Here is a 22936-nt window from a genome sequence, read left to right as displayed (position 1 = left end):
CCCCCTCTAAACTAATCCAACTAACCACTGACCAAAGACTTTACCTGATTCATAAATTGCTGTCAAGCCCTCTGTTCCAAGTGATACCAAAAGCAAACAAACAACAAATAAGAGAATAGCTTGGTTTCTTGCTTTTTTCGCTCCATCTCCTAATGGCTCTTTACCTAGCCAACCTGCTAAATAAGCATAGAGGGCCACTGTTATAATCCCTAACTCCGTCGAAGAAAGAAACAACAAGACTGTCACCAAACGAACGACGTTGATCTGGACATTAAAATAATTTCCTAGACCTGCACAGACACCTGCAAGTTCTTTGTTCTCAGTATCTACTTGAAAACCTGCTAAAAATTCTTTCATAATTTTTCTCCTTTTACGATCTCTTTAAACTTTATCTTTCTCTCTACCCATCTAAAAACCAATAGTAGAACTAAGTTTATCCAGAAGAGGTATTTACTTTCAACGATAGTAAACCAACCAAATAGGGTTCCAATCATGGCCAAAAGATTAACGATAAATACAACTATACATAGATAATAAATTGCTTTATACTTGTTCATCATTGTTCTCCTTTTTCTTCAACCGATTGAAGATGGACAAGAGGGCTAAATTCAGCCAAAACAAATACTTACTTTCATCAAAATAAAACCACCCCAGTAATGTTCCAATCATAGCGAAAGCATTCACAATGAGGGCAAGAACACTCATGTAATAAATCACTTTAAACTTGTTCATCACTCATCCTCCTCTAAGCGAAAGACTGACTCGACTGGCTCATGGAATATCTGAGCAATCTTCAGGGCAATGACGATGGATGGCGTGTACTCATCTCGCTCAAGCAAGCTGATGGTCTGTCTGGAAACCCCTGCTAGCTTGGCCAGTTCAGTTTGATTAAGGCCATCGCGAGCCCGAAGCTCTTTTAGACGATTTTTTAGTTGCATGTCACACACCTACTTTCCGTCAAATTCAACGGTTTGGATATCCTCAATGCGTTGTAGTTTGAATTTTTCTTTTCCTTTTTTATTTACACGGCGTAGCTTGACCCACTCCTCATCAACATCTACAACTTCCCAATTGTCTGTCCCAAAAACTTGTCCAAAGATTGTTGGTTTTTTCCCAATCAATTCTTTTAATAATCTTGACATTTCTTTATTTCCTTTCTGTTTTTGCTCAATTCTTTTGATTTTATTCTCTAGTTTCTTGACCCTTTGGGTATGATAGAGATAAAACATAAACACAAGAGGTACAAATCCTAATGCCCACATAATCGTTCCTTTCTGCTATACTTTTCTTAACTTGATTTCATTGTAACACATCTTTTTATTTTTGACAAGTATATTTGTCAAAAAGTTTAAGATTTTTGTCATTTTGCAAAAGAAAACGGTCAGGAATAGTATCCTGACCAGTTTATATGCTATTAAAATCCTAGTTTTTCAAAGATTTCTGAGAAGTTTTGACTGATAGCACCAAGCGAAACTTGAACTTCTTCTCGAGTTTGGTTATTCTTAACTGTCACTTGTCCGCTTTCGACTTCACTCTCTCCTAGAGTGATGATAGTCTTAGCCGCAAAGACATCGGCTGACTTAAACTGAGCTTTAAGCTTGCGGTTAAGGTAATCACGCTCTGCTTTGAAACCTTGTTGGCGAAGAGCCTGTACCAACTCCAAGGCTTTAAGATTTGCTCCTTCACCAAGAACAGCAATGTAGACATCTAGGGCGTTTTCGATAGGGAGAGACACACCTTGCTTTTCAAGGATGAGAAGCAGACGCTCTACACCAAGTCCAAAACCAAATCCAGCAGTCTCAGGACCACCAAAATAGGCAACCAAGCCATCGTAGCGACCACCTGCACAGACTGTTAATTCATTACCCTCGATTTCAGTGATGAACTCAAAAATCGTGTGGTTGTAGTAGTCCAAACCACGAACCATATTGGTATCGATGATGTAATCTACTCCAAGATTTTCCAGCATCTGACGGACAGCAGCAAAGTGGGCTTGGCTTTCTGCATCCAGGTAATCCAAGATAGACGGTGCATTCTCTACTGCCACCTTGTCTTCTTTTTCCTTAGAGTCCAAGACACGGAGAGGGTTTTCCTCCAAACGACGCTGGCTATCCTTGGACAGGGTCTCCTTGAGCGGTGTTAAGTAGTCAATCAAGGCTTGACGGTAGGCTGCACGACTCTCAGGATTTCCAAGGGTGTTGAGGTGTAGTTTGACACCTTGAATCCCGATTGCTTTCAAGAAGTGGGCTGCCATAGCGATAGTTTCCACATCGGTAGCTGGATTGCTAGAGCCAAAGCACTCCACACCAATCTGGTGGAATTGGCGTAAACGACCTGCTTGTGGGCGCTCATAGCGGAACATTGGCCCCATGTAGTAGAACTTACTTGGTTTTTGAACTTCTGGTGCAAAGAGTTTGTTTTCCACATAAGAACGAACGACTGGAGCAGTTCCTTCTGGACGGAGGGTAATATGGCGGTCTCCCTTGTCGTAAAAATCGTACATTTCCTTGGTTACGATATCCGTTGTATCTCCGACAGAACGACTGATGACTTCGTAGTGCTCAAAAATTGGGGTACGTACTTCTGCGTAGTTGTAGCGTTTGAAGATTTCACGCGCAAAGCCTTCAACGTACTGCCATTTGGCCGACTCAGCAGGTAAAATATCCTGCGTTCCTTTTGGTTTTTGTAATTTCATAGGGAATCCTCTTTATAACTTAATAGTCCTATTTTACCATAAATGAAGGGATTGGGACAGTGTGAAAAGAAGACTAACACCTAAATTTCATTTTTGAGATTAAGACTAGCTAGGAGAATCGCAAGCAAGGAAAGTCCAACAAACAGAGCCCATGTTAACTGTATATCCCATACTGCCACCAGTGAAAAACAGGCTGTCCCCACTGGTATAGATAGAGTAAACAACAAACCTAAAAAATTACTGGTACGAGAGAGAACCTCTGGAGCAAGATTTTTCATGAGCAGAGCACTAATCTTTGGAGAAATTTTCCCAGAAACATACATGGTAAAAAAGACGAAAAGCATCCCGAGCAAGACTTGGTTTAACAAATTAGATAGACCAACTAGACTGGCTCCTAATGTAACCCACATCATCAATTTAGGCAAAGATTGCTTCCCAAAATAATCATTTCCAGTAAGGCTACTGATGATAACTGCTAATAAGGTAATCAATTGTAAGATAAACAAGGCATCCTTGTAGGAAAAATTCAGTAAGGAATGATTTAAAAGGAAGATGTTATAGATACCACCTAAGGCACCACCCAAAGCATTGATAAGCAAGATAGCAAAGAGCATAAAACCAAAGTTTTTCTGTCCACTTTTAAGAAAAACGAGACGTAAGTTTCGGTAAATCGTTAAAAATTGATCTTTGATAGAAAGTTTCTCATTTTTCTGTGATTTACTATCAACAAGTGGAGTTGATAAGCTTAATTCAGCCCTTCCTAAAAAGAGAATGAGAGCTGACACTAGGAAAAATATGGCATTGATTCCCGCTACGAGCGAAAAGTTCTGTGTTGACACCCCTAATAGCCAAACTCCAAAAGCTTGGCCGCCAATAGCAGAAATATAGGTAATAAACTGGGAAAATGAGTAAGCCTCCATCAAATCTTGCTCCGCTACCTTTTCTTTAACGAGAGGCATTCGCAAGCCACCCGCAAAATCACTGGCTACATCACTAATGACATTGATGAGGCAAAGGGTCGAAAAGGCAAAGAAACTAGCTTGCTGAACAACTAGGGCTGCTAGAAAAAATAAAACCGCCTGAAATAAACCGACATAGGTCATCCATTTGACCTTGTCCCTCGTGTAATCTGCCCGAATTCCCACAAAAACTGTAAAAAGAGTTGGAAGCATCATCACAATATTCGCCATAGCAACGGCAACAGAAGCCTCTGGCAAAGTCGATGCATATACCACAAATACTAAATTAAAAATAGAAGCGCCAAAAGCATTGAAAAATCGTGATAAGCTCAAAACTCTGTAAGCTTGATTTCTTAGTAATAGTTTCATATAGATTCCTTCCTTTCTCACATTCTACTTTTATGGTAGCTCTAGTATAGCATCAAGAATCTTACAAGAAGATGTTTTTGAATATATGCAACAGACTAAACTGATAACGAAAACGATAGAATTTGTCTAATGCTAATCAGTATCTTCACAGTCCTATCGTTTCAAATTATTTTATCTAGTTGCAGATATTTAACACTCCATGGTGCTTCTATAATAGTCAGCAGATCTGCGACAACCAATCATCTCAAAAATACGGACGGCGTCCTCCATTTTTCTCTGCCCTTCCTCCGCTCTTCCTTGCTTACTATCAAGCAAACCTTCTGCCCATAGGTAGACTATTCGAAAATAGGTTTCATTTTCTTCAAAGAAGTTCTTTTCAATTTGTTTTTTGAAATAAAGGGCATTGGTAAAATCATCAACTTCAATACAGGCCATAAAAGCATTGAGGATCAGGGTGTGCATCATATTTCGATTTTTCCCAATTCCTTGCAAGAAATCTGACTTCCGCAACATTTCCCGAGTATACTTTGTCACAAGCTGGACTGATAAAAGAGGTGAGCAGGAAGAAAAGAACGAAAGTTCATAGAGTCCCCAAATTTCAACAGAAAATAGATAATCATGTAGGACTCTTTCTTCCTCAGAGGTCAATGTAATCGTCTCATCAATAGCTTTCATATAGAATTTTATCAAAATAGCATTGAGAATATGTTCTTGTTTATCCTTTGAAAAAGGGATTTGTTGGTATTCTCTCTGATAGAGAGTACTCAAGGATGTTAAATCTTTTGGGTTTACGGCTTTAAACAGTTGATTTCTGAATTCAGAATTAGAATCGTGGTGAAAGCCTCTCGCCAAAAATAACAATTCTTCCATACTCGCATGAATATTCTCCAAAGCTGTGATTAACTTTGGAGCAGATATTTCACTCTGACCATTTTCAAAACGCGACAATAAGGATGCTGAAAAACGTCCACCTGTTGCTTTTCTCAAGGAGATTTTTCTGGACTCCCTTAACTCTTTAAAAACTTTTCCTAAATTCTTCATCCTCTTACCACTCGTCTTTTATTTTTTCCTATTTTACCACATTTCCTAATAAATACTAGTTCCAAGCTAGCATTTACAATCTGCCACAGGCATGATACAATGAATAACATCAGATATACGAAGGAGAACTTATGAAAAAGAATATCTTGACAACCCTTGTAGCCGCTCTTCTCTACTTTCTCTGTATCGGAGTGGGGGTTCTACTAGGGAACCTTGTCGACCACACTGGAAATATGTTTTACGCCCCTGCCTTTTCTGCTCTTGTGGGTGGTAGCGTCTATATGATCCTTTTAGCAAAAGTACCTCGTTTTGGAGCGATTACTACGATTGGACTTGTAATTTCTCTATTTTTCCTCGGGAGCAAGCATGGTGCTGGAGCCTTTCTGCCAGGAATTATCTGCGGTCTTGCAGCAGATGGCATAGCTCACCTAGGCCACTACAAAGATAAGGTCAAGAACCTTCTTTCCTTCCTAGTTTTTGCCTTTGGTACTACTGGTCCCATCCTACTCATGTGGTTGACCCCTCAAGCTTACATAGCAACCCTAGTTGCTCGTGGAAAATCTCAGGACTATATTGATCGCATCATGGTTGCACCGAATCTCACTACCATTCTTCTCTTTGTAGCAAGCGTCCTTATCGGTGCTCTACTCGGTTCCCTTATTGGACAAGCGCTGAGTAAGAAATTAACACATAAACAGTAACAAAAAAGCCCCTTGTCTCTAATATTTATTTGAGACAAGGGGCTTTTTTTAATGAAATATTTAAAATTCACTGTAAATGAATTCTTGGATGTTGGAAAAATCTGTGACAAGAGAATAAATCACGATGCTTAAAATAACCGTGTAGAAAAACAAGGTCCACAATAGTAAACGATGTGTGTTAGTTAGTTTCGTTTGCAAATTTGTAAAGTTCTTTTTCAACTTCCATCCATCCTTTCACCCCAACGTGCATCACGTCAAATAAAAAGTAATCTTCATATTCCTTATTTCCATAGTTTAACACAGTAGCACCGTGGTTTTTGGCAATTTTTTCTATTTTTTTGTAAGTTTCTTCACGCATCTCTCGTGAAACACCTGTGTAATCATTCCATTTACCATTTACAGGAAAGATAATGACTTCAACTTCAATTCCCAATTCCTTAGCAACTGTCAAGAAGAGTTCCATATCTGAATATTCTGGCGACTCCAGGTAGCTCAAATCTTTATTAGAATCTTTTAATGAAGCATAGCGATCTCTCAAATAAGTATTGTAATAGTTGTTATCAACAGCATAATCATTATTGTCTGTTTTCTTTTTGACCTCTTCTACAAACTGATTCGTCATTTTTTCCCAATCATAGTCTGGGGTTTTATCCCCTAGTGAAGGATAATCTGATTTGGCATGTTTTTGATAAAAAGTCTGTTTGAGTTTAAAGGAATAAATCGCATTATCGAACTCTAATAGTTTTTTATCAATAATGGTTCCTTTCCCGTCTATGAAATAACTTTTGTATTTTTTGTAGATGTCATTTTGTTGCTTGTTCCCCTTTGTAATTTCGATAATGCGATTGATTAGTTTTTCTTTCGTTTCCTTACTAATCTTATCATTACCTAGCATATGGAAAATATGTTCCTGAGAAGCCTTGTTCAAAAAGGCATCTTGATGAGTCCCGTCTTTTTCAAACCACTGAACCGACTCTATTATAGCCACTTTTCGCTTAGTCATAGCTCCTTCAATCGAGCCCAAGGTTGTAGCTTGAATGATATTTTGAGAATAACTGGTTCCTATCTGCATGATATTAAAATCATTGTAGTTAAAAATTTTATTGGGATGGTAATCTTCATTTATCGTCGCAACCAACTCAGATGATCCCAATAAAACAAATGTATTGGGAGTAATATTGCTTGTTAAAATATCCCTACTTTTATACTTTTCATACGAAGTGCTATAGCGAATACTGTTATCCTTTACTTTATAATAATCATCAATCTTCTTGACGTATGTCACATTTAAAAGGGCAAGCGTCGCAATTACAAGCACTAGCGATAGCAAAAATGCTTTTAGTTTAATCATCTCGTTTTATCCTATCCCTTCGATTCTTCCAACCTCTTTTCAATTTCTTATCTCTTTAAAATCGTCAGTAAGATTTTGTAGGGTTCACCTGAAAAGATAAAGAAACCAACCATAACTAAATTCATGGTCACAAACCAACTCATTAGTTTGTACCAAGTTTTATTTTTATGTTGCTTATAAAAATTGCTTTTCTTTTGATAAATTTCAAATCCAGACATCAGAACTCCATGGTAAAATCCATAAGCGATATAGCTAACACTAATTCCATGCCAAAATCCCATGACCAGCATATTGACCATATAGGCATAGACTGCATTGTGCAATCTATTCTTAAACCATTTTTTTCTGATAACCTGCATCAAAACTCTTGAAAATACAAAGTCTCTCAACCAAGTTGACAAGGTGATGTGCCATCTAGTCCAGAAATCCTTGATATCAACACTCAAGAAAGGTTTATTGAAATTCATCGGTGTCTGAATGCCCAAAATATTACTGCTTCCAACAGCCATCAAACTATAACCCGCAAAGTCAAAGAACAGATAGAATGTATACAAGTACATATATTTGAGTGAGTAGACAACTGTACCAGTATTGCTTAGAGCAAGTAGCATCTGGTAAACATAGGTTGATAGAACCACCTTGTAGAGAAGGCCTAGAACAATGCGATAAATACCATCACCTGCTAACTCTAGGTAGTCTTTTCTAGGCATGACTTCATTGATCTCTTTTAGAAATCTTCTGCTACGATCGATTGGTCCCGAACTAACTGTAGGGAAAAAGAGTAGAAACTGAAGATAATCTTTTACACTGATTTTTTCTTTGATTAAACCATCCGATATTTCCAGCATGATTTGGATAGTTTTAAAGGACATATAAGAAATCCCAATAAAAGCCAACAAATGTAGCTGGGTTAAGGCAAAGACTTTATTGACTACTAAAGGTAAAATGGATAACATAACCAGTGGCTTCAACCGTTTTGAATCCATTCTTTGTGCTATGAAAACCAGAAAATACTGGTAAATGATAAATGCCAGTAGATAAACAACCATAGCTTTACTCTTACCATAGATGGCTCCTGCAAATAAAATTGACAGACTTAAAATATAATAATCCCTACGCTTGCCAAAGTAGTTTAAAACAAAGCCAATCAGTAAAACTACAAATAGTAGAAGGAAAAACTCATTCCCCTCAAAATAATTCATACTAGCCGAACTCCTTTATCATTTCATAATTCTCTACAGATAGATTACTACCTTAGTCATATCGAAATATGCTTTCTCATTATACCATACTTCCAAAAGTTTATTCCACTTGAATAACAAATATAGTTTATAAAAAGAACCACACGGCTCTCAGAAGGTAGACAAACCCTTTCGGTAATTTTACTACATCTTGAAAACTCTTAGAAATGCTGAAACATGCTATTTTTAAGAGTTTTTTTATTTTCTCTAATAAAAGAAAAAGATTGAAGAAAATTGTCCAAAATTGACTTTTTCTTCAATCTGAGAGCTAGCCGGCTCTTTTTTTATTTATGACTTAATTTCTTGGTCAAAAAGTCTCCCAAGAACTGAATTGTAAAGATAATCAGGATAATGATGAGTGTCGCAAGGACTGTTACATCATGATTGAAACGGTTAAATCCATAGGCGATAGCTACGTTACCGATACCACCTGCTCCGACCGCTCCCGCCATAGCTGTTTCACCAACTAGTGAAATCAAGGTCACAGTTGTCACACGGATCAAGTCTGGTAGACCTTCTGATAGGTAAACACCTACGATGTCCCAGAAAGTAGCTCCGCTAGCTTGAGCTGCCTCGATGACACCGCCATCTAGCTCTGCCAATACCACCTGTACCTGACGAGCAAAGAAGGCAAAGACTGCAAAAGATAGGGGTACAATAGCCGCATTTGGTCCGATACTTGTCCCTACGATTAGATGAGAGAAGGGTGACAAGACAGCCAAGAGAATGATAAATGGCACCGCACGGAAGATAGAGGTAATCTTGTCTAAAATCCAGAAAACAACTTTATTTTCCAAGACACCACCTGGAGCTGTCAAGACAAGGAAAAGCCCTGCAACCAGCCCTAGGAAACCTCCGATGAGGAAGGAAAGAACCGTCATATAAAGGGTCAAGTAGATTGCTGTTCCCCAGCCAGCCTGACCAGACCAACCCATCTTGTAGACGTTTGGTAAGTATGCTTTAATCAATTCTGCCATCTTACTGTCCTCCCCTCAATACTTTTAGTTGCACACCAGCCTGACGAATGGCATCTTGAGCGCTTATCAAAGCTTCTTTTTCTCCTGACAAGACAACCACAAGTTCACCTACAGGAGTACCATCCAAAATTTCAATGTTTCCATAGAGAATATTGGCTGTTACTTGGTAGTGCTTGTACAATTCATTCAAAAGCGGCTCATCTGTAGAAGCGCCTGCATACTTGAGTTGTACCAAAATGCTGTTTTCAGATAAGTGCTCTACGATTTCCTGTTTCTCAATCTTGACCATAGCTTCATCAATACCTGTCGCAGTTGAGATAAAGTCCTGAGTCAATGGTTGCTTAGGATCAGAGAAGATTTCAAGAACGCTACCTTCCTCAATCAAGCGACCATCCTGCATCACTGCCACACGGTTAGCAATGTCTTTGACAATCTGCATCTCGTGTGTAATCAAGACAATGGTCAAACCTAGTTTACGGTTCAATTCTTGCAAGAGTGACAAGATTTGTTTCGTTGTCTTTGGGTCAAGAGCTGAAGTTGACTCGTCTGAAATCAAGATTTTTGGATCATTGGCCAAGGCACGCGCAATAGCCACACGTTGTTTTTGACCTCCAGATAGTTGTGAAGGATAGTTTTCGGCACGGTCAGCCAAGCCCACCAAGTCGAGCAATTTAGCTACTTTAGCCTTCTTTTCTTCCTTGCTGAGCCCAGAGTGTTTGAGGGCAAAGGCTACGTTTTCCTCTGCTGTTTTCTGACTCATAAGGTTAAAGTGTTGGAAAATCATCCCAATATCTTGACGTTTATGACGTAATTGCTCAGCAGTTAAGGTAACCTTGCCATCAAAAATTACATCATTATCTACAGTAATTCGACCTGCAGATGGTTTTTGCAAGAGGTTAATCACACGAACTAGGGTTGATTTCCCTGCCCCAGAATATCCAACGATTCCGTAGATATCCCCTTCTTGGATGTGAATAGTCACATCCTTGACCGCTGTGATGGTTCTTTTCTTTTGGTGAAAAGTCACATCGATCTGATCTAACTTGATAATATCTCTACTCATAGCTTCTAATCAGCTCCTCTACTAATTCAATATGGGTGTAATAATCTGCGATTCGCACATTTTCATCTCCACCATGGTCTCGGCTATTAGCATTTCCTAGACCAAAGGCAACCATAGGTACTTCTAAGGCATCAAAGACCGTATGCATAGGTCCTGTCCCAGCTGTAGTCGGCAAGACAGATACGCCCTGTGGAAAGAATTTCTTGGCTAACTCAATAACATTGAGAATAGATGGTGCACTCATATCGCTTCGATAACTCATCTCACCCAAGGTATAGTATAATTCTACCTTATCAAAGCCGTTTTTGTCTAGTTGTTTCCGGATTTTCTCCAAAACATCATGTGGGTCCAAGCCAGGAACCAAACGAACCTCTAGCTTGGCACTAGCCTCTGCTGGTAGAATCGTTTTAACTCCTTGCCCCTGATAACCAGACTGAATCCCTTCAATATTGAGTGCTGGTTCAAAGAAGAAACGCTTTAGAAAGGCTGTACGTTCCTCTTGTAAAAGTGGCAATTCCAAGCCATAAATCTGGCTGATTTCCTCTGGATTGCGTTGGGCATAGGTTTCTACCAAGGCTAGCTCTCGTTCATTAGGCTCTTGAACCTCATCGTACAAGCCCTCAACTAAAATACGTCCATCTGCAGCTCGCAAACTGGTCAAAGCTTGAATCAGATACCAAGGTGCCGACTCTACAATACCGCCATAGCTAGAGTGGATATCCACATCGGCACTCTTGACCTTGGCATCAAAGGTTACAATACCCTTGTTCCCACCAGAGATTTCTAGCTGTTCCAAGGCATTTTTGGTCCCTTGTTCCCAGACCAATAAATCTGCACCACGAAGCTTGTCCGCATGTTTTTCTAGATATTTGTCCAAGTCCATAGAGGCAGATTCTTCTGCTCCTTCCATGATGAAACTGATATTGACTGGTAGATCATCATGATGCTGCATGTATTTTCTAAGAGCACTCAAGCGGGCAGTGATATGCCCCTTGTCATCATCAACCCCGCGTCCATACATGATGCCATCACGGACAGAAAGCGTAAATGGATCCTCTGTCCAGACTTGGTCGCCATCCGCAGGTACTGTGTCATAGTGGTTGTAGAAAATGATAGTCTTGGCATTTGGGCGTGAACTTTTAAAATGCGCCATGACAAAGGGTGCCGTATAACTCTCATCAATCTCGACCTCTGCACCTACACGCTTGAAAATTTCGCCTAGATAACGAGCCACCTCTTTCAGGCCGACTTGTTGGGCAAAGACTGATTTTTTAGAAATCAAGGTCCGCAAAACTTCAAAGTAATGTTGCGCTACATGATCCTTTTCAAACTTTTCAATTTGTTCTTCTTGGCTAGGGAAAACCATTTTCTCTCTACCTTTCTACTAGGACTTGTACCTTTGGAATCAATACAAGTGGATGTTCCTTTTCTTTAGTCTCTATATAAAAGCAAGAGGTGGAAAAAATCTCTCCCACCTCCCTGTGTTTATTACCAAACTGGTTGATCCAAGCCGTCTGAAGTTTCTTCGATGACTTTTTTAACTTCATCAGTATGGTAAGCTGCGATAATTTTCTTGATTGCATCAGCTTTAGGTGATGATTCCCAATCTTTTTTCGCAACGATGATGTTGTACCATTGTTTTGAGTTTTCGTCAGCTTGCTCTTTAAAGAGTGCTTTCTTGTAGTCCAATTTTGCTTCTGTAACAAAAGTGTTGTTTACAACTGCTGCATCAACTGAAGTCAATGAACGAGCTGTTTGGCTAGCGTCCAACTCAGTGATTTTCAAGTTCTTTGGATTTTCTTTGATGTTTGCGATTGTAGCAAGTTCAGTTCCTGAAACATCCAATTTAATCAAACCAGCTGATTGAAGAAGGTAAAGGGCACGGCTTTCGTTAGTAGCATCGTTTGGAATAGCAATTTCACCGTTGTTTGGGATTTCTTCCACTTTAGTGTACTTGTTTTCTTCCCCGTTTTTACCTGAGTAAAGGCGGATTGGTGAGATATAAGTATCTGCAATCGCTACAAGGTCTTTACCGTTTTCTTTGTTCCAGTTGTTCAAGAAGTTGTAGTGTTGGAAAGCGTTCAAGTCTACTTCACCATCAGCAGTTGCTTTATTTGGTTGTGAGTAGTCTGTAAACTCTGTGAATTCCAATTTAATTCCGTCTTTTTCAACCAATTCTTGGACTTTGTCCCAGCGTGCTTCTTCTGAACCGCTACGGTTAACAGTTGCGATTTTAACTGTAGTTGTGTTGTCTGCTTTCTTGTCTGAATTTCCGCAAGCTGCAAGTGCAAGGCCTGCTACTGTAGCGATAGCTGCTACGCCTAACCATTTTTTAATTTTCATGATTCGTTCTCCTTTAAAAATAATACTGTAATAGTATCTCACACTTTATTTGATTTCGCAAATTGTTATTAGATAGGCAGACATATAGTTTGAAACTATATGCCTAAAAGTTACAAAATCATCCACCTACGAGAGAATGGATGATTTACAAACTTATTTGATGTCAGCTTCTGCTGGCAGATAAGAACCGCCAAAGAACTGTTGAGATAGCTTTTCAAGGGTTCCATCTTTATATAATTCTTGGATGCGTTTGTCCACAAATGCCTTCAACTCATCTTGACCTTTGGCAAGAAGTGGGTATACGTAAGGTTGTTGGTCGCTTGGAAGTTCGATAACTTTCAAGTTATCCAAACCTTGGTCCTTGATGACTGTCTCTACACCGATTTTATCAAAAATCTTGTAGTCAAATCGGCCATCACTCAAACGTACCATGATTTGTTGGAAGTCCCCTTTAACGTAGTTAAGGATAGTTGGGTTATCTGAGTGTTGTTTGTTGTAGTCTTCTAGCTGTTTAGCAGAAGTTGTTCCTTGAACAACTTCTGTTGATTTTCCACCGATATCATCAAACGATTTGATGCTAGAGTCATCTTTTTTCACTACAAGAACGTTAGGGTTTTTAGCAGTTGGAGCTGCATAAAGGTATTTTTCAGCACGTTCTTTAGTGTAGCTGATGTTGCTAACAGCCATTTGGTAACGATCAGCATCAAGTCCTGCAAAAACACCTGACCACTCTGTCTTCTCAAACTTGACAGTATACTTGTCAGAATCTTTAAAGATAGCGCGAACCACTTCAATCTCGTAACCAGTCAATTCGCCATTTTCTTCATAGTTGAATGGTTTTGGTGTAGCATTGGTTACAACGATAATTTCTTTTTTACTAGATGTTGCTTCACCAGATGCAGCATCTTTCTTTTCACCGCCTGAGCAAGCTACCAATACACCCGCGGCAACAAGTCCTAGGGCAGCAAGTGATGAATACTTAACGATTTTTTTCATGATATTTCCTCCAAAATAGAATACAATCTTATCTTAACAGAAAAAAAGGAATTACGCTATTATATGATTTCTATATTTGTGATAGGTTTTCTTTATGGCTGATTAAAAGACCAAACGTAGGACTGCTATCAAGACTACTCCAAAGAGAACAGTCCCTACCAGATTGCGGTAACGAAAGGCTACCAAAGCCGTTGGAAAAACTGCTAAAAAGTCTAACCACTTTATCTGCGGGAGGCTTCCAACTTTTCCTGTCACCACACTTGAAAGAATCAAGGCAAAGATAATAGAAACTGGTAGAAATTTCAAAAAGCGCTCTACGATAGACGGCAAACCCTTATACTTGGCTAGGATGAAAGGAATCATTCTTGGAATCCAAGTCACCAAGCCAGAAAAGACAATTGCTAATAAAATATACTTACTGACCATCCAAGACCACCCCCATGGTACAACCTAGCAAGGTCGCAAACAAGACAGCTAATGACTGAGACACCACCGTCAAGAGCAAAAAGAAAGATACAGCTACAACTGCTAAAATTATGAAAAGATTGCGCAAAGGAATCCGTTTTTGCATAATCTGAAACTGGGAAGTAAAAATCCCAATAAACATCCCCACTAGGGCAAAATCTAAGCCAAAAATTTCTGGATTTGGTAGAAGTCCACCTAGAGCAGCTCCGACAACAGTTCCGACAAACCAAGCTACATAGCTGTTAAGATTGTTCCCGTGCATCCACATAGGATTGATCTTATCCGTATGCACCAACTCGCCCATCAAAACGCCATAGGTCTCATCGGTCAAGAGGCTAGACATACCGATGTTTTGCCAAAGACTGGTATGACGGAAATAAGTCGACGCATGCAAACTTAGCAAGAAGAGACGCAGATTAATCAAAAAGACCGTCATGGCAATAGCAGCTACTGGAGCTTGAACTGCAATCAAAGCTATCATGGCAAACTGAGCGCTCCCAGCATAAACAAAGAGACTCATCAGACCCATTTCTACTGGTGTCACATAGGGCGAACCGATAATGCCACAGGCAAGACCGATGCTAACATAGCCCAGAGCCGTCGGCACCGCAGCCTGCACACCTTCCCAAAATCCTTTTTCTTTCATAGACTTCCTCACTAATCATTCCTTCAGCAACTGTTTCCCAAACAGTCACAGCAAACATTATTATAACATATTCGTAAAATAGAAAAAAGTTTAGAGTTTTAAGCTAGTAAAAAGTACTCATTCAGGATACATGCGAAATTGATCCACTCGAATAGGATATTTGTCAACTTCAGGTTTTTCAACATATTCATTTTCTATCGGGTAAACATCAACCCAGAGTTCTTCTCTCTGCCCTTTCAACTTAACCTTAAATCGATAACCAACATCATCACCTGCCAAGGCATCAACTTTCAAGGATTGAAAGTTTGGTAGAGCTTCGATTTCTGCTTTTATGTCTTGAGTCATGTGATAAAATATTTCTTTCTGTTGCGCTTTAGAAGGCATCGGAAAATAAATCGTCGCTTCTTGTAAACGATGCGATTTTGAAAAGGTGAAGGTTGCTCGACCGCTATAATTCTTCCAATTAACCTTGTCATAATTATAAAAAAGACGCCCTGTTTTATAGAGATAAGGGTCTTCTGCATGCCAAGTATCTCGATAGCCAGTTGCTGTTTCTTCTACTACTTCATTTGGTTCTCCAAACGCTTCTTCAAAAGACTTCGTAGGCATATAAAATGAAAGTGACTCAAACACGACCAGTTGCGTCTTGGAAAAAGTCTGACAAGCTGTTAGAAATAGGAGGAAAGTTCCAAGTACAAGCAGACTACTGATTATTTTTGTAAATTTCATATTTCTACTATACAAAAAAAATCGGTCATTTGTCCAAGATAAAAGAGTTAACTCTAGGCTAACTCTTTATTCTATAGTATCAAAAGCGAGACTTGGTTTGGCATTTAGCTCCAAGCCTGCAAAGTTTTCTTTGTTCCACTCGCTGACGCTGGCATAGGCAATCATGCCTGCATTGTCTCCGCAAAGACGCAGAGGTGGAATGATGACCTTGACGTCAGTGATTTCAGCTGTTAAGCGTTCTCTAAGACCTTTATTTGCAGCTACACCACCAGCCACGACAAGGGTTTTAACAGGGTATTTCTCCAGAGCTTTCTTGGTTTTTGCCATGAGAATATCCATAACTGCTGCTTGGAAGGAGGCACACAAGTCCTCTGTAGACAGGCTTTCTCCCTTTTGCTCGGCATTGTGGTGAAGATTGATAAAGGCAGACTTCAAACCTGAGAATGAGAACTCCAGATTATCTTCCTTAATCATGGCACGTGGGAAATCATAAATATCCTGACCTTGGTGGGCTAACTCGTCAATCTCCCGACCTGCTGGATAGGTCAAGCCCATGACACGACCGACCTTATCATAGGCCTCGCCAACCGCATCATCTCGAGTTTCACCAACGATCTTGTAATCACCAGCCTCAGAAACATAGACCAACTCTGTGTGCCCACCACTGACTAAAAGGGCTAGCAAGGGAAACTCCAAAGTCTCGACACTTTGAGCCGCCATAAGGTGACCAGCCATGTGATTAACGGGAATCAGTGGAAGTCCATGAGCCCAAGCAAAGGCCTTAGCAGCTGACAAACCAACTAACAAGGCTCCGACCAAGCCTGGTCCGTAAGTAACAGCAACAGCTGTCACATCCTCTTCGGTAATACCTGCCTCTGCTAGAGCTTCCTCAATGCAAGCTGTGATAACTTCGACATGGTGACGACTGGCTACTTCTGGCACTACGCCACCAAAACGTTTGTGACTCTCAATTTGACTAGCAATGACATTGGACAAGAGCTCGTCGTCGTTTTTCAGGACGGCGACACTGGTCTCATCACAGGATGTCTCAAATGCTAAAATATATCTATCCTTCATCTATTTCTCTCTTCATGATAATGGCGTCCTCGACTGGATCATGGTAATAGGCCTTTCTCTCAGCGATGACAGCCATCTTTTCTTTCTTGTAAAATGCTTGCGCTCGTTGGTTTGACTTTCTGACTTCGAGAAAAATCTCCTTGCCTATCGGTAATGTTGCAAACAAGGCTGACGCAATCCCCTGACCCTGATAGGCTTTTTTGACAGCGATTTGCAAGACTTCTGCTTCAAAGATATTTTCCTGAACAGCTAGAAAACCTATCACTTCTATCCCATCGTAGGCTAAAGCATACCAGGTCTGATCTTGAGACAGGTCTGCTTGGATTTGTTCCAGAGTCCAAGGACTAACTGGATAAACATCTGCCATAACAGCATAGATGGCTTGGGCCAAGTCAGGTCGCTGTTGGATTCGTTTAATCTCTATCATAGGCGTTTAATGTAAGACTCACCAGACTCGGTGTGATTCTTGAGCCAATTTTCCTCAGCTTCGACACGCTTGAGGTAATTCGGCACAAAGTCGTGCAAGGAGTCTGCTTCCTTGTCCCAAGCCCAAAGAGCAAGATTGGCTGCGTTTGGTAAGGTTTCTAGATAGTTGGCTTGTGGCAATTGTTCTTGGATTTGATCCACAAAGGCTCCTACTTCACCGACAAAGGTTACCTGCTCAGCATCTTTGACTTGCTCCAAGACTTCTGCAAAGGATAGATGAGCCTCTGGAAAGACAGGCTGGGCATTTTCATAAAATCCTGCATAAACATTGTTGCGACGCGCATCCATTAAAGGGACAACCAAATCTTTCTGTTGAGTCGGTACCAGAGCTAAAAGGCTAGACATACCCACTAACTCGATGTTCAGAGTATGAGCTAAGGTCTTGGCAGTTGCTACTGCAATTCGCAGACCTGTGTAGCTACCTGGACCCTCTGCCACTACGATTCGATCCAAATCCTTGGGTGTCAAATCCAAACTTGCCATCAAAAAATCGATGGCAGGCATAAGGGTAATACTGTGATTTTTCTTGATGTTAATAGTCGTCTCGGCAAGAAGCTGCTTGTCCTCTAAAATAGCTAGAGAAAGAGCCTTGCTGGACGTATCAAAAGCTAATACTTTCATAACACATTCCTATCTTTTTGTCTGCTTACTATTATACTACAAAAGAAGGCACATGGGAATTTTCTTTGTTTTGTATCAAAAATCACAGTGAAAAGAAATCCTCAAAAAAATCGCAACTTTTCCTTTTCGTTTCCGAATATAAAAGTGAACAAGAAAAAAGGAGGAAAGTTCAATGACAAATTTCGAAAATATTGACAATCAATTTGTATCGCTATCTGAAAATGAATTATCAGATATTGATGGTGGTCTCGCTCCCTTGGTTATCTTTGGTGTAGCAGTTTCTTGGAAAGCTGTTGCTGGTGGAACAGCACTTGTAGGCTCTGGCTTAGCAGCTGGTTATTTTTTAGGAGGTTAGTATGATTAAAGATTTAGACAAATATCATGAAATTTCTAATAAAGAATTGCAAGAAATCAAGGGGGGTTTTGGTGTAGGTGTTGGTATAGCTTTATTTATGGCAGCTTACACCATTGGAAAAGATCTCCGTAAAAAGTTTGGATAAGTCATGCTAGATAAAAGACACATTTTTAGAAGGATGAATTTTATTTTCTTCATCTCTTACAGTTTGATCAGTATTCTCAACGATTTAAGCATTACTACTATACCATTGCCAATTGATTTATCTGTTTGTATTGTTTTATTTTTATGCTTCAACTCTATTTTTGAACAAAACAATCATAACTGTAAAAATAAGGATAGGACCTGAAAATATAACCTCTGTTTGAGGGAAAATTGGACACCGAATTTGAGAAAGAGTTAAAAAATCCACCCTATCTTAATAGTTGGGGTGGATTTTTTTGTAACTAGATTCGCTATCTTTTTATACCAGATATTCGTTCAATCAGCAGATATAAATAAACAACTGAAGTTAAGTATTCAAACCAAAGTAAAATACAAACCAGACCACATAAGTCACAAGGAGAAGGAAAAACGAATACAGAGTCACAAAGCCAATCTTCCAAAGGAATTTGGTTTTTCGATGCTCTAGCCGAGTATACAAAACATTTCCTCCGTAAACACAGGCAACAAAAATCATAAAAGCTACCAAACGAATACCGATAGCAAAAGTAAATAAGTCATTCATCTTTCAACCTCCTTGATATAGAAACGTCTCTTATAACTTTATTATAGCACTTGCATCTGAAGTCTTCAAATACTTATACAAGGCAAAATGAAACCCATTTCAAGCTCCTTACTTCCATGTTTCCTGCTTTTACTAATTCCCCTTTTTATGTTATAATTGAGATAATTGTAACGAATCAAGGTCAATAAAGACAAAAAATGAACTGGAATCAAACCAGCTTCAAACTGAGCATTTTTGAATATAGCTGACCTGAAAGCAGAAAGGAAACATATGATTTACAAAGTTTTTTATCAAGAAACAAAAGACCGTAGCCCACGTCGTGAAACAACACGCTCACTATACTTAAACATCGATGCTAGTTCAGAACTTGAAGGACGTATCGCTGCTCGCCAACTTGTCGAAGAAAATCGTCCAGAGTACAACATCGAGTATATCGAACTCTTGTCTGACAAATTGCTAGACTACGAAAAAGAAACTGGCGCATTCGAAATTACGGAGTTCTAATATGGCCTATACTCTTAAACCAGAAGAAGTTGGCGTTTTTGCTATTGGTGGTCTAGGAGAAATCGGTAAAAATACATACGGAATCGAATATCAAGACGAAATTATCATCGTTGATGCAGGAATTAAATTCCCTGAGGATGACCTGCTTGGTATCGACTACGTTATCCCTGATTACTCTTATATTGTAGAAAATATCGACCGCGTCAAGGCTCTCTTGATTACACACGGACACGAGGACCATATCGGAGGGATTCCTTTCTTGCTCAAGCAAGCAAACATCCCTATCTATGCTGGTCCACTGGCCCTTGCCTTAATCCGTGGAAAACTCGAAGAGCATGGACTTTTGCGTAATGCTGCACTTCACGAAATCAACCACAACACGGAGTTGACCTTTAAAAACCTTAAAGCAACTTTCTTTAGAACAACCCACTCGATTCCAGAGCCATTGGGAATTGTCATCCACACACCTCAAGGGAAAATCGTCTGTACGGGAGACTTCAAGTTTGACTTTACACCAGTTGGTGAACCTGCAGACTTGCACCGTATGGCAGCTCTAGGTGAAGACGGAGTGCTTTGCTTACTCTCTGACTCGACCAATGCTGAAGTGCCAACCTTTACAAACTCTGAAAAGGTTGTCGGCCAGTCGATCATGAAGATTATCCAAGGTATCGAAGGACGTATCATCTTTGCATCCTTTGCCTCAAATATCTTCCGTCTCCAACAAGCAACGGAAGCTGCTGTTAAGACTGGTCGTAAAATCGCTGTCTTTGGGCGCTCTATGGAAAAGGCCATTGTCAACGGGATTGAACTTGGCTACATCAAGGCACCTAAGGGAACCTTTATCGAGCCAAATGAAATCAAAGACTATCCTGCGGGTGAGGTTCTGATCCTCTGTACAGGTAGTCAGGGCGAGCCTATGGCGGCCCTCTCTCGTATCGCTAACGGAACTCACCGTCAAGTGCAACTCCAACCTGGTGATACTGTTATCTTCTCATCTAGCCCAATTCCAGGAAACACCACTAGCGTTAACAAATTGATTAACATCATTTCAGAAGCTGGTGTTGAAGTCATCCATGGTAAGATTAATAACATCCATACATCTGGACACGGTGGCCAGCAAGAGCAAAAACTCATGCTCCGCTTGATTAAGCCAAAATACTTCATGCCTGTTCACGGTGAATACCGTATGCAGAAAGTTCACGCTGGGCTAGCGGTGGATACTGGCGTAGAGAAGGACAATATCTTTATCATGAGTAATGGTGATGTGCTTGCCCTCACTGCAAACTCTGCCCGTATCGCAGGCCATTTCAATGCTCAGGATATCTACGTCGATGGAAATCGTATCGGCGAAATCGGTGCAGCTGTGCTTAAAGATCGTCGCGATCTATCTGAAGATGGTGTTGTACTTGCTGTCGCAACCGTTGACTTCAAGTCTCAGATGATCCTATCTGGACCAGATATTCTCAGCCGTGGATTTGTCTACATGCGCGAATCTGGTGACTTGATCCGTCAAAGCCAACGCATCCTTTTCAATGCCATTCGTATCGCTTTGAAAAACAAAGATGCCAGCGTCCAGTCTGTCAATGGCGCTATCGTAAACGCCATTCGACCATTCCTTTACGAAAATACTGAACGTGAACCAATCATCATTCCGATGATTCTCACACCAGATGAAGAATAAGAAAAAATTCTCTGAAATCGAATGACTTCAGAGAATTTTTGTTATTTCACGACAAGCTCGTAACGAGTTTTGCTAGTGAAAGTTTGGCCTGCTTTGAGGATGACTTGATCTTTAAGATCGCTATGAATAGCATCTGGTAAAGCTTGCGCTTCTAGAGCAATTCCATTGTGCTGAATCATTGGCTGACCAGCGATGATGACACTCTCGTCCACAAAGTTTGCTGTGTAGACCACAAAGCAAGGAGCCTCTGTCTTGAAGAGCAAGAAGCGACCTGAACCTTGGTCATAGAGGAATCCAGCATTGTCATGTCCTGCAGGAAGCGCAAATGGATGGTCCAAACCAGATACGAGTTGGATTTGCTCATCTTCTTCTGCAAAGATATCCTTCAACAAGGCACCATTATAGATATGTTTGACCACATCACGGTTAGCATCTGGGGTTTTAGCTGGAACACCATCAGGAGCAATTGGATAAATCCCCTCTGTATTCAATTGGAATACATGGCGGTCAACTGTCTGCGTGAAATCACCAGATAAGTTAAAGTAGCTATGGTTGGTTGGATTAACCAAGGTATCCTGGTCTGTCGTCACCTTGTAACTAACTTCGTAGGCACCACTTTCTTCCAAGTTGTAGCTAATCCAGATTTTAAGGTTTCCAGGGAAACCTCCTGTCCCGTCTGCTCTTTCTGTGTAAAGAGTCAAACCATTATCATTCACTTCGACTAGCTCAAACAAGCTAGAATCCCAACCAGTTGAGCCACTGTGGTTACAGTTGCTAGCATTGTTGACTTCAAGATCATAGGTCTTCCCATTGATTTCAAATGTCGCACCTGCAATACGACCTGCAACTGGACCTACACTTGCTCCATGTTTAGGGCTATTTCCCACATAGCTTTCGAAATCGTCAAAACCTAGGATAACATTGGCAAAATTGCCAATCTTATCTGGAGTTACATAGCGTAAAATTGTTGCTCCATAGGTCATGATTTCCAGTTGGTATCCTGCCTCCGTTTCAAAACGGTAAGCGAGGACATCCTTGCCATCAATTTTCCCAAATACACGTTCTGTGTATGCTTTCATCCTTCTCTCCTTTTTCTAATTCAATTAAGCAAACAAACCATAGAAAGCGCATTCACTTTCTATGGTTTTATTGTATGATTTACAAACACCTTTGTCAAGAAACCATAGATATTTTATTAACAAAAGTCGTTTCTTCTATTTCTGATCTATGCTTCTACACGTTCAGTCCATGAAGTAGCTGTTGTTTGAAGAACCTTGTTAAGTTCATCGATGTTTTCAAATCCAGTTGTACGAAGCCATTCGCGAGCTGCTGCTTCTCCATCTTTGATGTAAGCTTCAACGGAGCCAGCCCATGTTGCACGTCCACAAAGAACACCATTGAAGTTTGCGCCTGATTCATGGGCAAAGACAAGTGTTTCTTGGAAGAGCTTAGCGGATACACCTGCACTCAAGTAGATGTATGGAAGGTTAGTTGCTTCGTCTTGCGCTTTGAAGAAAGCAGCTGCTTCTTCACGTGTATGAACGATTTCGCCATCACCAAAACCTTCAACATATTTAACGTTAACTGGAACTTCTACTTTCAAGACATCGATGTTGAAACGTGGATCGGAGAAGACTTTCATAGCACCGATAACCTTGTGTGGTTTTACTTTAGCGTACTCAGCAGAACCTGCGTCAGCAATTTTTTCATCATAGGCAAGAATTTCAAGGAAGAATGGAATATCTTCAGCTACACACTCAGAACCAATACGTTCAATGTAGGCTTGTTTTTGTTGGTTGAGTTCGTCAGAGCTGTCTACATCATAGTAAAGCAAGAACTTAACAGCATCTGCACCTTGTTCTTTGATACGTTTTGCAGACCAAACATCCAAGCAGTCTGGCAAACGTTT

General features: G+C 40.2%; 28 protein-coding genes and 1 pseudogene. 5 read left to right on the top strand and 24 right to left on the bottom strand.

Going from position 1 to position 22936, the window contains the following annotated elements:
* Positions 1-6 precede the first annotated feature (6 nt).
* The 8 genes and pseudogenes from ADH31_RS02305 to ADH31_RS02270 all read right to left on the bottom strand — a co-directional run bounded on the left by ADH31_RS02305 (position 7) and on the right by ADH31_RS02270 (position 5064).
* Positions 7-357, bottom strand: coding sequence for a PspC domain-containing protein (locus ADH31_RS02305; RefSeq protein WP_049508786.1), 351 nt, complete (start codon positions 355-357; stop codon positions 7-9).
* Complete coding sequence (locus tag ADH31_RS10330; protein WP_049508785.1) at positions 354-557, bottom strand: hypothetical protein; 204 nt, start codon at positions 555-557, stop codon at positions 354-356. Before ADH31_RS10330 ends, ADH31_RS02305 begins: the two co-directional genes overlap by 4 nt.
* On the bottom strand, positions 544-732 hold the full coding sequence (locus ADH31_RS02295) for a hypothetical protein (RefSeq protein ID WP_049508783.1): 189 nt from the start codon (positions 730-732) through the stop codon (positions 544-546). The genes ADH31_RS10330 and ADH31_RS02295 overlap by 14 nt, the downstream gene beginning before the upstream one ends.
* Positions 732-938: a helix-turn-helix transcriptional regulator gene (locus tag ADH31_RS02290; RefSeq protein WP_049508780.1), complete on the bottom strand. Its 207-nt coding sequence runs from the start codon at positions 936-938 to the stop codon at positions 732-734. The genes ADH31_RS02295 and ADH31_RS02290 overlap by 1 nt, the downstream gene beginning before the upstream one ends.
* A 9-nt stretch (positions 939-947) precedes the next feature.
* Positions 948-1415, bottom strand: a pseudogene (locus tag ADH31_RS10325) (hypothetical protein).
* Entirely contained in the window at positions 1415-2695 is a 1281-nt protein-coding gene (gene hisS / locus ADH31_RS02280; RefSeq protein WP_049508775.1) for a histidine--tRNA ligase, read from the bottom strand. Before hisS ends, ADH31_RS10325 begins: the two are co-directional and overlap by 1 nt.
* 80 nt (positions 2696-2775) lie before the next feature.
* On the bottom strand, positions 2776-4023 hold the full coding sequence (locus ADH31_RS02275) for a transporter (protein WP_049508772.1): 1248 nt from the start codon (positions 4021-4023) through the stop codon (positions 2776-2778).
* Between the two features lie 189 nt (positions 4024-4212).
* A complete protein-coding gene (locus tag ADH31_RS02270; RefSeq protein ID WP_049508770.1) occupies positions 4213-5064 on the bottom strand; it encodes an Rgg/GadR/MutR family transcriptional regulator in 852 nt (283 codons plus the stop codon).
* A gap of 131 nt (positions 5065-5195) precedes the next feature.
* On the opposite strand from ADH31_RS02270, the gene ADH31_RS02265 reads away from it, so the two are divergent.
* Positions 5196-5765 (top strand): MptD family putative ECF transporter S component, encoded by a 570-nt coding sequence (locus ADH31_RS02265; protein ID WP_049508767.1) that lies wholly within the window; start codon positions 5196-5198, stop codon positions 5763-5765.
* 178 nt (positions 5766-5943) lie between these two features.
* Here the strand turns inward: ADH31_RS02265 and dltD are convergent, their stop codons facing one another.
* From dltD to tsaB, 13 genes are all read right to left on the bottom strand, one after another.
* Complete coding sequence (gene dltD, locus ADH31_RS02260) at positions 5944-7116, bottom strand: D-alanyl-lipoteichoic acid biosynthesis protein DltD (RefSeq protein WP_000593506.1); 1173 nt, start codon at positions 7114-7116, stop codon at positions 5944-5946.
* Positions 7117-7163: 47 nt separating this feature from the next.
* Positions 7164-8318 carry a D-alanyl-lipoteichoic acid biosynthesis protein DltB gene (dltB, locus tag ADH31_RS02255; RefSeq protein ID WP_001105735.1) on the bottom strand — a complete coding sequence of 385 codons (1155 nt, stop codon included), beginning with the start codon at positions 8316-8318 and terminating at the stop codon, positions 7164-7166.
* A gap of 323 nt (positions 8319-8641) precedes the next feature.
* A complete protein-coding gene (locus ADH31_RS02250; RefSeq protein ID WP_000818851.1) occupies positions 8642-9334 on the bottom strand; it encodes a methionine ABC transporter permease in 693 nt (230 codons plus the stop codon).
* 1 nt (position 9335) lies between these two features.
* Positions 9336-10397, bottom strand: a complete 1062-nt coding sequence (locus tag ADH31_RS02245) for a methionine ABC transporter ATP-binding protein (RefSeq protein WP_000085697.1) — start codon at positions 10395-10397, stop codon at positions 9336-9338.
* Positions 10390-11763 (bottom strand): M20 family metallopeptidase, encoded by a 1374-nt coding sequence (locus ADH31_RS02240; RefSeq protein WP_049508765.1) that lies wholly within the window; start codon positions 11761-11763, stop codon positions 10390-10392. Before ADH31_RS02240 ends, ADH31_RS02245 begins: the two co-directional genes overlap by 8 nt.
* 122 nt (positions 11764-11885) lie before the next feature.
* The gene (locus ADH31_RS02235; RefSeq protein ID WP_000694516.1) at positions 11886-12740 is read right to left on the bottom strand and encodes a MetQ/NlpA family ABC transporter substrate-binding protein; all 855 of its coding nucleotides are present in this window, start codon (positions 12738-12740) and stop codon (positions 11886-11888) included.
* A gap of 153 nt (positions 12741-12893) precedes the next feature.
* Positions 12894-13736 carry an amino acid ABC transporter substrate-binding protein gene (locus tag ADH31_RS02230; RefSeq protein ID WP_049502808.1) on the bottom strand — a complete coding sequence of 281 codons (843 nt, stop codon included), beginning with the start codon at positions 13734-13736 and terminating at the stop codon, positions 12894-12896.
* Positions 13737-13838: 102 nt separating this feature from the next.
* Entirely contained in the window at positions 13839-14162 is a 324-nt protein-coding gene (locus ADH31_RS02225) for an AzlD domain-containing protein (protein ID WP_049508761.1), read from the bottom strand.
* Entirely contained in the window at positions 14152-14847 is a 696-nt protein-coding gene (locus tag ADH31_RS02220) for an AzlC family ABC transporter permease (RefSeq protein ID WP_049508759.1), read from the bottom strand. The genes ADH31_RS02225 and ADH31_RS02220 overlap by 11 nt, the downstream gene beginning before the upstream one ends.
* 117 nt (positions 14848-14964) lie before the next feature.
* On the bottom strand, positions 14965-15576 hold the full coding sequence (locus ADH31_RS02215) for a hypothetical protein (RefSeq protein WP_049508757.1): 612 nt from the start codon (positions 15574-15576) through the stop codon (positions 14965-14967).
* A 66-nt stretch (positions 15577-15642) separates the two neighbouring features.
* The gene (gene tsaD / locus ADH31_RS02210; RefSeq protein ID WP_049508754.1) at positions 15643-16653 is read right to left on the bottom strand and encodes a tRNA (adenosine(37)-N6)-threonylcarbamoyltransferase complex transferase subunit TsaD; all 1011 of its coding nucleotides are present in this window, start codon (positions 16651-16653) and stop codon (positions 15643-15645) included.
* Positions 16643-17080, bottom strand: coding sequence for a ribosomal protein S18-alanine N-acetyltransferase (rimI, locus tag ADH31_RS02205; RefSeq protein WP_049508752.1), 438 nt, complete (start codon positions 17078-17080; stop codon positions 16643-16645). The genes tsaD and rimI overlap by 11 nt, the downstream gene beginning before the upstream one ends.
* Complete coding sequence (gene tsaB, locus ADH31_RS02200) at positions 17077-17760, bottom strand: tRNA (adenosine(37)-N6)-threonylcarbamoyltransferase complex dimerization subunit type 1 TsaB (RefSeq protein WP_049508749.1); 684 nt, start codon at positions 17758-17760, stop codon at positions 17077-17079. The genes rimI and tsaB overlap by 4 nt, the downstream gene beginning before the upstream one ends.
* Positions 17761-17932: 172 nt before the next feature.
* Between tsaB and cibA the strand changes: the two genes are divergently transcribed.
* On the top strand, positions 17933-18115 hold the full coding sequence (cibA, locus tag ADH31_RS02195) for a fratricide two-peptide bacteriocin subunit CibA (RefSeq protein WP_049502797.1): 183 nt from the start codon (positions 17933-17935) through the stop codon (positions 18113-18115).
* Position 18116: 1 nt separating this feature from the next.
* Positions 18117-18260: a bacteriocin gene (locus tag ADH31_RS02190; RefSeq protein ID WP_000588573.1), complete on the top strand. Its 144-nt coding sequence runs from the start codon at positions 18117-18119 to the stop codon at positions 18258-18260.
* Between the two features lie 366 nt (positions 18261-18626).
* On the opposite strand, the gene ADH31_RS02185 is transcribed toward ADH31_RS02190, so the two are convergent.
* The gene (locus tag ADH31_RS02185; protein ID WP_049508747.1) at positions 18627-18842 is read right to left on the bottom strand and encodes a hypothetical protein; all 216 of its coding nucleotides are present in this window, start codon (positions 18840-18842) and stop codon (positions 18627-18629) included.
* Between the two features lie 270 nt (positions 18843-19112).
* On the opposite strand from ADH31_RS02185, the gene ADH31_RS02180 reads away from it, so the two are divergent.
* Both ADH31_RS02180 and rnjA read left to right on the top strand, forming a co-directional pair.
* Positions 19113-19346 carry a DNA-dependent RNA polymerase subunit epsilon gene (locus tag ADH31_RS02180; RefSeq protein WP_049508745.1) on the top strand — a complete coding sequence of 78 codons (234 nt, stop codon included), beginning with the start codon at positions 19113-19115 and terminating at the stop codon, positions 19344-19346.
* 1 nt (position 19347) lies between these two features.
* Complete coding sequence (gene rnjA, locus ADH31_RS02175) at positions 19348-21027, top strand: ribonuclease J1 (RefSeq protein WP_049508742.1); 1680 nt, start codon at positions 19348-19350, stop codon at positions 21025-21027.
* A 41-nt stretch (positions 21028-21068) separates the two neighbouring features.
* Here the strand turns inward: rnjA and ADH31_RS02170 are convergent, their stop codons facing one another.
* Complete coding sequence (locus ADH31_RS02170) at positions 21069-22106, bottom strand: aldose epimerase family protein (RefSeq protein WP_049508740.1); 1038 nt, start codon at positions 22104-22106, stop codon at positions 21069-21071.
* Positions 22107-22252: 146 nt separating this feature from the next.
* On the bottom strand, positions 22253-22936 hold a 684-nt coding region (lacD, locus tag ADH31_RS02165; RefSeq protein WP_049508738.1), incomplete at its 5' end, for a tagatose-bisphosphate aldolase.

The sequence above is a fragment of the Streptococcus pseudopneumoniae genome, from assembly GCF_001072375.1.
Lineage (GTDB): Bacteria > Bacillota > Bacilli > Lactobacillales > Streptococcaceae > Streptococcus > Streptococcus pseudopneumoniae_L.
The sequence above is the reverse complement of the archived record's forward strand: the minus strand, read 5'-3'. Positions and strand labels throughout refer to the sequence as shown.